Origin of the sequence: Agrobacterium sp. (assembly GCF_032092815.1) — a bacterium.
In the GTDB taxonomy this organism is placed as follows: domain Bacteria; phylum Pseudomonadota; class Alphaproteobacteria; order Rhizobiales; family Rhizobiaceae; genus Agrobacterium.
Genome location: NZ_DAMDBP010000044.1, coordinates 1 through 9,957, shown reverse-complemented (window position 1 = coordinate 9,957; position 9,957 = coordinate 1). Strand labels below are relative to the sequence as shown.

Here is a 9,957-nt window from a genome sequence, read left to right as displayed (position 1 = left end):
TTCATTGCCCGGCTGGGTGGCGATGAATTTGCCATCGTCTCTGTCACGCCCGCCGCATATGAGTTTTCGGCATTGCGCTTTTTTGATCTGGGCACCCAGATTGCCCAACCCATTCTGCTGGATGGCAATACGCTGAGGGTCGGTGCCGCCATCGGCATATCAGAGGCCATGCCCGGCATGACTTTTGACGTGGTTCTCGATCAGGCCGACAAGCTGATGTATGACGCCAAGGCCAGCGGCAAGATCGTCGATATCCGCACCAACATTCAACCCGTGGCCACCAGCGAGTTTGGTATCTTGAACTACGCCAGCAAAACGGCCTGAACGACACTGAGATCAGGCACGAGAGATGCAAAATCAGGAGCACTGCGGCCATCATCCGGCAGCAGTCCGCTCTGCCTGAACATCCATTCCAGCACCTCCCAGAATTCCGGCGGCACCTGATGGCGTATGGCCTCGATGACTGTCGTCACCTGATTGTAGGTGTAGATGGCACACAGTGTCAGGAGCAAAAGAACAACCCATGGCCACACGGGTTTGCGACGGCGCGCAGGCGTCGTGTCTAGCCCGGTTTGCGGTGTCTGATTGCTGTTGTCGCTCACTTCTTTCTCTCCATCATCGGCCGCCATAGTGTTGCATCAAACGCGCCACACCGGTCATTCTTTCCGTCAATCAGGTAGATTTTAAGGAACTGCTCTGCAAGGGTCGCTTGTCTAGCGATTGCAACTGCAAATGTAACATTACCAAGATTTCACTTTCACAACCCCGTGACCTATGTAACTGCCATCACTACATCAGGTAGAATGAAGCGATCAGGATCCCGGGCATTTGCTTGAGGTTACATCTCCAAGGCAAAGGGCCAGGAATGAAAAGTCACAGGCGGATGCGATGAACAAGCGGGAAAATATCGACGACAACACCAAAAGCGCGCCAACGCAACCCAACCTGCAGGACATTCTTGCAGCCTCCGGTTCAACGCGCCGCAAAAGTCGCAAATACACCTATCTGTTTGCCGTCGCTGCCATCGCGATTGCCGCGGGTGGTTATTACTATTTCAGCGCCTCCAGTGGTTCTGTCTATACCTACACGACCGCTGCCGCCAAGAAGGATAGCCTGTCGGTTATCGTCACTTCGACAGGCTCCGTGCAGCCAACCGACCAGGTGGATATATCGAGCGAATTGTCCGGCACGGTGCGCAAGGTCAACGTGACCTACAACAGCGAGGTCAAGGCTGGGGACGTGTTGCTGGAGCTTGATACCAACAAGCTGGAAGCAGACGTTCAAAGTGCCCGCGCCAAACTGGCCTCCGCCAGGGCCAGCGTGTTGAAGGCCAAGGCAGAACTTGGCTCTGCCGAAACATCGCTCAACCGCCTGAAAAACCTCGTTCAAAACCGCGTATCCACCCAGCAGGATCTCGACGCTGCGCAATATTCCTACGATTCTGCCGCAGCGACTTTGGAGGTCAACGAAGCCTCGGTTCTGTCATCGGAAGCGGACCTGCGTCTGGCTGAAGTCAATCTTGGCAAGGGCAAGATCGTTGCACCGATCAATGGTGTCATCCTGACGCGTGACGTCGACCCCGGCGCCACGGTTGCCTCCTCGCTCAACGCCCCTGTTCTGTTCACCATGGCCGGCGATCTCCGCGAAATGGAATTGCAGGTGGCCGTGGATGAGGCTGACGTTGGCAAGGTCAATACTGGCCAGCAGGCAACCTTCAGCGTTGACGCCTATCCGGAAGAAAGTTTCCCGGCCGAAATCCAGACCGTGCGTTTTGCCTCCGAAACCGTGTCCAACGTCGTGACCTACAAGGCAATTTTGACGGTTGATAACAGCAACCTCAAACTGCGTCCTGGCATGACCGCCACCGCCAATATCGTGGTGGAATCCATCAAGGATGCGCTGCTCATTCCCAATGCTGCACTGCGTTACAGCCCACCGCAGCAGAACGCCTCCTCCAGCCGCGGCCTGATGAGCCTGTTCCGCGCGCGGTGACACAGCGGCAACGGCCGGCCAGCGCACGGTGTGGATCTTGAAAAACGGCACACCGGTCGCTGAACGGGTTGAAACCGGCTCCACTGACGGCCAGTTCACCGTTGTCAAATCAGGCAATATCCAGCCGGATGATGCGCTGATAACAGATGCAACCGCACGCAGGAACTGACCGGGAGGTGCCAGACATGCAGACACCGCCCCTCATCGAGTTTCGCAACGTCGTCAAGCAATACGGCATGGGTGAAGCCACCATCCGTGCGCTGTCCGGTGTTGACCTTGCCATCCACCAACACGAATTCGTGGCCATCATGGGCCCGTCCGGCTCCGGCAAATCGACCGCCATGAACATTATCGGATGTCTCGATGTGGCGACATCGGGCGATTATCTGTTTCAGGGCATATCGACCTCAGGCTTCAGCGGCGGTCAGTTGACCCTGCTTCGCCGTCACATGCTGGGTTTCGTATTTCAGGGTTTCAACCTTCTGCCGCGCACCTCGGCGGTGGAAAATGTCGAACTGCCGCTGGTCTATCGTGGCACGCCAGCGCATGAACGCCGCGCCCTTGCCATGCGCGCACTGGAACGGGTGGGTCTCAAAGGTCGCGAAGGTCATACCACGCAGGAGTTGTCCGGCGGTCAGCAGCAGCGTGTTGCCATTGCCCGCGCCATTGTCACCAATCCCGCCGTCCTTCTTGCCGATGAGCCGACCGGTAACCTCGACACCAAAACCAGTGTCGAAATCATGGAACTGATTACCGAGCTCAACCGTGAACAGGGCATCACTGTCATCATGGTCACCCATGAGGATGACATTGCCGCCTATGCCAAACGTCTTTTGCGCTTTGTTGATGGCCGTTTGGCGTCTGACAGCCTGAACACGCATGGAGAACCTGCCCATGTTTCCTGAAACGATCAAACTGGCCATGCGCGCCATCAGCCGCAACCTGCTGCGATCCTTCCTCACGGTTCTGGGTGTGGTGATCGGCGTTGCTGCGGTGATTGCCATGGTTACGGTCGGCAATGGCACGACAGCACAGGTCAAATCCGAATTGTCACGACTGGGTACCAACATGCTGTTTGTGCGCCCCGGCCAGTTCGGCCCCGGCCGCGCCAGCACGGAAGCCAAACGGTTTAACGACAGCGACGTGCAGGCGATGCGTGACCAGATCAGCGGCCTGCGTGCCGTTTCCCCGGTCAACCGCAGCACGGCGACGGCCATTTTTGGCGGCAGGAACCACTCCACCAGCGCGCTTGGCACCAATAATGATTATCTGATCGCGCAGGACTGGCCTCTGGCGCTGGGGCGTGACTTTACGCCAGCCGAAGAGCGCGGCGGCCAGATTGCCTGCATTCTTGGCCAGACGGTCAGAAGCGAGCTGTTCGGCGCCAGCAACCCGATTGGCCAGAGCATCCGTGTCAGCAATATTTCCTGTCCGGTCGTTGGCGTTCTGGCGGCCAAGGGCCAGTCCGGCATGGGCGATGACCAGGATGACACCATCATCATGCCGCTGAAAATCCACCAGCGCCGCATCGGCGGCACCAGCACCATTTCCAGCATCATGGTGTCAGCGCAGGATGGTGTTGCCACCTCCAAGGTGCAATCCGATCTGGAATCGCTGCTGCGGGAAAGACGCCGTATCGTCATCGGTCGCGAAGATGATTTTTCGGTCAATGACATGACGCAGATTGCCTCTGCCATGACCGGCACCACGACCCTTTTGACCGGCCTGCTCGGCTCGGTCGCGGCGGTCAGTCTGCTGGTTGGCGGCATTGGAATCATGAACATCATGCTGGTGTCAGTGACTGAGCGCACCCGTGAAATCGGCATTCGCCTGGCAATCGGTGCATTGGAAGCGCAGGTGCTGCGGCAGTTTCTGGTCGAGGCCGTCATGCTATCGGCCTTTGGTGGCATTGTCGGCATTTTGACCGGGCTTGGCCTCGCTTACGCCGTGGTCAGCTTCCTCAACGTGCCTTTTGTTGCCAGCCCGTCGATCATTTTCCTTGCCTTTGCCTTTTCAGCGGCAATTGGCGTGGTGTTCGGTTATTTCCCGGCACGGCGCGCCGCAAGTCTCAGCCCGATAGAGGCACTGCGCCACGAGTAAGATACGGAAAAACTTTTGTTTCTGACGATGCTGCACCTGCTTATATGAAGGATTTGGAATATTGCATGTCTGTGGCCTTCGTGCCACTACTGACGACAGTGCAATAAAGAATCGGTTTTCATGACGCAGGCGTCGCAAAGTCACCTCGCCTATCTGGCCCTTGAAAAGCTAATTGTTACGCTGGGTGTGGAACCCGGCGCCATCGTAAACGAAAGACAGTTGATTGAGTTGACCGGCCACGGCAGAACGCCGGTGCGCGAAGCCATCCAGCGGCTGGCCTGGGAAAACCTCATTCGCATTCGCCCGCGTGTCGGCCTGCAGGTCGCGCAGATCAGTCCGAGGGACCGTGGCAACATTTTGCAGGCGCGCCAGCAGCTGGAGCCGCTGGCGGTTCATCTGGCAGCGCAAAACATCTGTGATCCGCTGCGCGAACAGCTGGAAAACTGTACCGGGAAGATGGTGTTGTCGGCAAAGAACGACGACATCCTGACCTTCTACGAGGCAGACAAACATCTCGATGAAATTGTCGCCGTGGCCTGCCCGAACAATTTCATCGCCTCGTCACTCTGGCCGCTGCAAACCCATTTCCGACGCATCTGGTTTTCCTCGGCAGACAGCGCCGCCCTGCAAACGGCAGTGCAGATGCATCTGGATATCATCAATGCACTGCTGGATGGCAATTCCGAACGGGCCGAACAGGCCGACACCCGCCTGCTGTCACACCACGCGACGCATTGAGCGGGTGGCGTGGGGTGCCAACCACCGACGCTCCTCATCTCTGTGCTCGGGCCTGGCCCGAAGGATGTCACAGAGATCCAGTGGAGCGCGTCTGCGCGACGGAAGAGTCTTTTCAGCCCACGGACTCGGGCTGACTAGATTCCCGTGACCAGCACGGGAATGAGGTGAGTTTTTTAAGAACTCTGCGCCAACCATTTTCCCGGCGTCATATCAGGGCCTGACCCGAGGATCCAATCACGCGAACCAGATCAGCGACGCGAAGAGATGTCAGGGGCAGACGCCCAGTATTATCTCGAAGGAAAAATCGCTGCCCGCTTTGATCCCGGACAGCCCTAAGAAATCAAGCGTTGGCAGCTTCGCGCTGCTTGGCAAGTGCCGCAAGGTCAGCGGCCTGCAGCTCAACCGATTCACCGCAACCACAGGCCGATGTCTGGTTGGGGTTATTGAAGGTGAAGCCGGAGCGCATCTTGGTGGCTTCAAAGTCCATTTGTGTGCCCAGAAGATAAAGCACGGCAGATGGCTGCACCCACACCTTGGCACCGGAAAACTCGATCAGGTCATCCTTGGCGTCGGCTTCCTTGACGAGGTCGATGGTGTATTCCATGCCGGCACATCCGCCCTTTTTGATGCCGATGCGAATGCCCTGGGCATCAGGTCCGGAATTGGCGACAATAGCCTTCACGCGGGTTGCGGCGGCCTCGGTCATGGTCATTACAGCAAAGCCCATTGGCTCATTCTCCTGTCGCATCGTTCTTTTGAAGAGCTGAAAAGCGCTCTCAAACGAACCGACACTTTTAAAATAGCACCGGGGTAAAGGCCCGATGTTTTCATATGCTGAATTTAGCCCTAGCACCCCGCGATATCAAGGGATGGCAATCGTCAAAAACCGGTGAGAGTTCTCAAGCCAGATAGCAAAGCGCGAAACCCGGTACCGGATTTCGCAAAACTGGCGATGTGGCAGGATAGTCAAGCCTGACGCGGCTTAGTACCAGCCCACCGCAACCTGGGCTTCTTCGGACATGCGGTCCGGTGTCCATGGCGGATCGAAAGTCATCGACACTTCAACACCGGATACGCCTTCAACCGCGCCAACGGCATTTTCTACCCAGCCCGGCATTTCGCCAGCCACCGGGCAACCCGGTGCCGTCAGCGTCATGACGATCTTGACCATGCGGTCGTCTTCGATGTCGATCTTGTAGACAAGGCCAAGCTCAAAAATATCGGCCGGAATTTCAGGGTCGTAAACCGTTTTCAGCGCCGCAATCACGTCATCGCTCAGGCGCGCCAGCTCGGCTGGCGAGATGGACGACGCACCAGCGGTTTCTACGATATCGGCAGTCTGTTCGCTTGTTTCGGCAGTCATGATCCTGATCCTCAGGCAAAGAAATTGCGCGCATATTCCAGCGCATCGGCCAATGCATCCACCTCGGCCCGTGTATTATACAGGCCGAAGGACGCCCTGCATGTGGACGTCACGCCGAACCTTTTCAAGAGCGGCATGGCACAATGTGTGCCGGCACGCACGGCAACGCCGCGCCGGTCAATGACCATGGAAACGTCATGAGCGTGAATACCGGCAAGCTCGAACGAGAATATACCACCCTTGCCCGGCGCATTGCCAATAATCCGCAAGGAATTGATCGCCCGCAGCCGCTCTGTGGCATAGGCCGCCAGATCAGCTTCATGCGCGGCAATGGCATCACGGCCGAGATTATCCATGTAATCCAGCGCGTAACCAAGTCCGATGGCCTGCACGATTGGCGGTGTGCCCGCCTCGAAACGGTGTGGCGGGTCGTTATAGGTCACCATGTCTTCCGACACGTCGACGATCATTTCACCACCGCCCATAAAGGGGCGCATTTCTTTCAACCGGTCAGCCTTGCCATAGAGAACGCCGATACCCGACGGGCCATACAGCTTGTGACCGGTCATCACATACCAGTCGCAATCAATGTCGCGCACGTCGACCGGCATATGGACAGCGCCCTGGCTACCATCGACCAGCACCGGAATGCCGCGCTCATGGGCAATACGGCAAATTTCCTTGACCGGCACCACGGTACCCAGCGCATTGGACATATGCGTGATGGCAACCAGCTTGGTACGCTCGGTCAGGCTTTTTTCAAAGGCCTCGATATGGAAGGCACCCTCGTCATCAACGGGCACCCAGACCAGCTTGGCGCCCTGGCGTTCACGAATGAAGTGCCAAGGAACGATGTTGGAGTGGTGCTCCATGATCGAAATGACGATCTCGTCACCTTCACCGATCTTGGGCATGCCGTAACCGTAAGCAACCGTGTTGATCGCTTCGGTCGAGGACTTGGTGAAGATGATTTCATCCACCGAACCGGCATTCAGGAAGCGGCGCACCTTTTCGCGCGACGCTTCATAGGCATCGGTTGCGGCATTGGACAGGAAATGAAGGCCGCGATGCACATTGGCATATTCATTCGAATAGGCATGCGACACCGCGTCGATCACGACCTGTGGTTTTTGTGCGGACGCGCCGTTGTCGAGATAGACAAGCGGTTTGCCATAGACTTCGCGCGACAGGATTGGAAAATCCCGGCGCACGGCTTCAACGTCATAAGGGGCCACCACTGCGGCGCGTTCGCTATCAGGCATGATTTTCCAGCCAGTTGGAAATGATGTTTTCCAACGCCTCTACCAGGTTTTCTTCTTCCAGCTCTTCAACGATTTCAGCAACGAAAGCGTTGACGAGCATGGCGCGTGCCTTTGCCTTGGGAATACCGCGTGCCATCAGGTAATAGAGATGGGTGTCGCTGATATCGGCAACCGTTGCACCGTGGCCGCACTGAACGTCGTCCGCGAAGATTTCAAGTTCCGGCTTGGCCGAAAACTCGCCATCATCAGACATTAGCAGCGTGTTGCACGCCATCTTGGCATCGGTCTTCTGAGCGTCTGGAGCAACGCGGATCATGCCCTGGAAAATGCCCTTGGCGCGATCAAAAACCACGTTGCGGAAGATTTCCGTCGAGGTCGTGTTCGGCACGTTGTGGCCAAGAACCATGGTCACATCGGTATGCGTTTCGCCACCGAGCAGGTTGACGCCGCGAACGATCAGATCGCTGCCTTCACCTTCTACATCGATGCGCAGTTCCTGGCGAACCAGCTTGCCACCGGCATTGACGAGGAACAGACGCAGCTTGGCATCTGCACCCATGCGGATACGCAGCTGGCCAAGATGGGTGTCTGCCGCACCCTGCTGCTGCAGCAGGATCCAGGTGGCTTCCGCGCCGTCTCCAACAGTGATGTCACTGATCGAGGACACGAAGGCGCCGTCTTCAGTCGCCGCAAGGTGACGTTCGATCACGGTTGCCTTGGCGCCAGCACCAAACACGACTGGGAAACGGTTGTGAACCTGGCCACCGCCATGGATGGCCTGAATTTCGATTGGCGTTTCAATCTCGGCCTGCGCCGGGATGTCCACCACGAAACCATCGCGCACGAAGCTGCCGTTGATACGGCCAATGGCATCGTCCTTGTCGAGTTCGGTCAGCTTGGCTGCGGCCGAGCCATCCAGAAGTGCTTCGCCGAACGTGGAAACGGAAACACCCTCTGCCGTCACACCCTTGACTGTCACACCCTGCAACGACGCGATGACAGGCGAACCGTCAACGATCGGGGCAGCAGGAGACAGAACCGGCACTGGAACAGCGTCCGGCAGGGCACGCACCAGTGACTTCAGGTCGGTGTAATGCCAGGCTTCGATACGGCGGGTTGGCAGGCCAAGCGTTTTCAGGTTTTCCAGCAGGTTGTCGCGCGCTGCAATCACAGCGCCATTGCCCGGCAGGTCGCCGAGTTGCGCGGTATAGGCTTCAACGAGCGCTTCTTCTGCAGCCGTCTGCCTGTTTGTGTTTTGAATGTTCATCACATCATCCCTTTCGCGCCGGATCAGGCTGCTTCACCGATGATGTCGGCGTAACCGTTGGCTTCCAGCTCGTGTGCCAGCGTCTTGTCGCCGCTGCGGATGATCTGGCCCTTGTAGAGAACATGGACGGTATCCGGCACGATGTAGTCCAAGAGACGCTGGTAGTGGGTGATGACAACGGTCGCACGGTCAGGAGACTTCAGCGCGTTGACGCCGTCAGCCACGATCTTCAGCGCGTCGATGTCGAGACCGGAGTCAGTTTCGTCGAGAACGCAGAGCTTTGGCTCAAGCAGCGCCATCTGCAGGATTTCTGCACGCTTTTTTTCACCACCGGAGAAACCGACGTTGAGCGGACGCTTCAGCATGTCCATGTCGATCTTCAGATCGCCTGCGGCTTCCTTGACGCGCTTGATGAAGTCAGGCGTTGTCAGTTCGGATTCACCACGTGCCTTCCGCTGCTCGTTCATCGCAACCTTGAGGAACTGCATGGTGGCAACACCAGGAATTTCTACCGGGTACTGGAAGGCCAGGAAAACGCCCTTGGCGGCACGCTCTGCAGCGTCCAGCTCGAGAATGCTTTCGCCGTTATAAAGAATGTCACCGGAGGTGACTTCGTAATCGTCACGGCCCGACAGGATGTAGGACAGTGTGGACTTGCCGGAACCGTTCGGGCCCATGATGGCGGCCACTTCGCCAGCCGCAACCTTCAGGTTCAGGCCACGGATGATTTCGGTTTCGGTGTCTGCGATCTTGGCGTGCAGGTCGATGATTTCAAGCATAGTGTTGTTCCTAAGAATTGTGTGATCGATGGTGCGCGAAAGCCGCGCACTCAGGGTCGTATTCGTAAAAGGGTCAGCCCACAGAACCTTCGAGCGAGATGCCGATCAGCTTCTGCGCTTCAACGGCAAATTCCATCGGCAATTCCTGAATGACTTCCTTGACGAAGCCGTTGACGATCAGCGCAATGGCCGCTTCTTCAGGGATACCGCGCTGCAGGCAGTAAAACAGCTGATCTTCGGAAATCTTCGAGGTTGTCGCTTCGTGCTCGAAGTGAGCGGACGAGTTCTTTGCCTCGATGTACGGCACGGTATGCGCGCCACACTTGTCGCCGATCAGCAAGCTGTCACACTGGGTGAAGTTGCGGGTATTGGTTGCCTTGCGGTGCGCAGAAACCTGACCACGATAGACGTTTTCAGAGAAACCGGCCGCAATACCCTTGGCGATGATACGGCTCG

The 9,957-nt window shown here is 57.2% G+C and carries 11 protein-coding genes and 1 pseudogene; 5 read left to right on the top strand and 7 right to left on the bottom strand.

Annotated features, from left to right (window positions below; all coding sequences use genetic code 11):
- Positions 1–324 (top strand): diguanylate cyclase domain-containing protein (locus tag RT613_RS19775; protein WP_313618098.1); only part of this gene is annotated, 324 nt, incomplete at its 5' end.
- On the opposite strand, the gene RT613_RS19770 is transcribed toward RT613_RS19775, so the two are convergent.
- Entirely contained in the window at positions 303–602 is a 300-nt protein-coding gene (locus RT613_RS19770; RefSeq protein WP_313618097.1) for a hypothetical protein, read from the bottom strand. The two genes, RT613_RS19775 and RT613_RS19770, sit on opposite strands and share 22 nt — an antisense overlap.
- 286 nt (positions 603–888) lie before the next feature.
- Between RT613_RS19770 and RT613_RS19765 the strand changes: the two are divergent.
- The 4 genes and pseudogenes from RT613_RS19765 to RT613_RS19750 all read left to right on the top strand — a co-directional run bounded on the left by RT613_RS19765 (position 889) and on the right by RT613_RS19750 (position 4,830).
- Positions 889–2,161 (top strand): annotated as a pseudogene (locus RT613_RS19765) (efflux RND transporter periplasmic adaptor subunit).
- A gap of 16 nt (positions 2,162–2,177) precedes the next feature.
- A complete protein-coding gene (locus RT613_RS19760) occupies positions 2,178–2,897 on the top strand; it encodes an ABC transporter ATP-binding protein (protein WP_313618096.1) in 720 nt (239 codons plus the stop codon).
- Entirely contained in the window at positions 2,887–4,092 is a 1,206-nt protein-coding gene (locus RT613_RS19755; protein WP_313618095.1) for an ABC transporter permease, read from the top strand. Before RT613_RS19760 ends, RT613_RS19755 begins: the two co-directional genes overlap by 11 nt.
- A 120-nt stretch (positions 4,093–4,212) precedes the next feature.
- Positions 4,213–4,830 (top strand): GntR family transcriptional regulator, encoded by a 618-nt coding sequence (locus RT613_RS19750; protein WP_313618094.1) that lies wholly within the window; start codon positions 4,213–4,215, stop codon positions 4,828–4,830.
- A gap of 340 nt (positions 4,831–5,170) precedes the next feature.
- On the opposite strand, the gene sufA is transcribed toward RT613_RS19750, so the two are convergent.
- From sufA to RT613_RS19720, 6 genes are all read right to left on the bottom strand, one after another.
- Positions 5,171–5,557, bottom strand: a complete 387-nt coding sequence (gene sufA / locus RT613_RS19745; protein WP_313618093.1) for a Fe-S cluster assembly scaffold SufA — start codon at positions 5,555–5,557, stop codon at positions 5,171–5,173.
- A gap of 255 nt (positions 5,558–5,812) precedes the next feature.
- Positions 5,813–6,193, bottom strand: a complete 381-nt coding sequence (locus tag RT613_RS19740; RefSeq protein ID WP_313618092.1) for an SUF system Fe-S cluster assembly protein — start codon at positions 6,191–6,193, stop codon at positions 5,813–5,815.
- A gap of 11 nt (positions 6,194–6,204) precedes the next feature.
- A complete protein-coding gene (locus RT613_RS19735) occupies positions 6,205–7,455 on the bottom strand; it encodes a cysteine desulfurase (RefSeq protein WP_313618091.1) in 1,251 nt (416 codons plus the stop codon).
- Positions 7,448–8,722: a Fe-S cluster assembly protein SufD gene (gene sufD, locus RT613_RS19730; RefSeq protein ID WP_313618090.1), complete on the bottom strand. Its 1,275-nt coding sequence runs from the start codon at positions 8,720–8,722 to the stop codon at positions 7,448–7,450. The genes RT613_RS19735 and sufD overlap by 8 nt, the downstream gene beginning before the upstream one ends.
- A 23-nt stretch (positions 8,723–8,745) precedes the next feature.
- Positions 8,746–9,501, bottom strand: a complete 756-nt coding sequence (sufC, locus tag RT613_RS19725; protein ID WP_313618089.1) for a Fe-S cluster assembly ATPase SufC — start codon at positions 9,499–9,501, stop codon at positions 8,746–8,748.
- A gap of 73 nt (positions 9,502–9,574) precedes the next feature.
- The coding region (locus tag RT613_RS19720) for a SufD family Fe-S cluster assembly protein (protein ID WP_313618088.1) at positions 9,575–9,957 on the bottom strand (383 nt) is incomplete at its 5' end.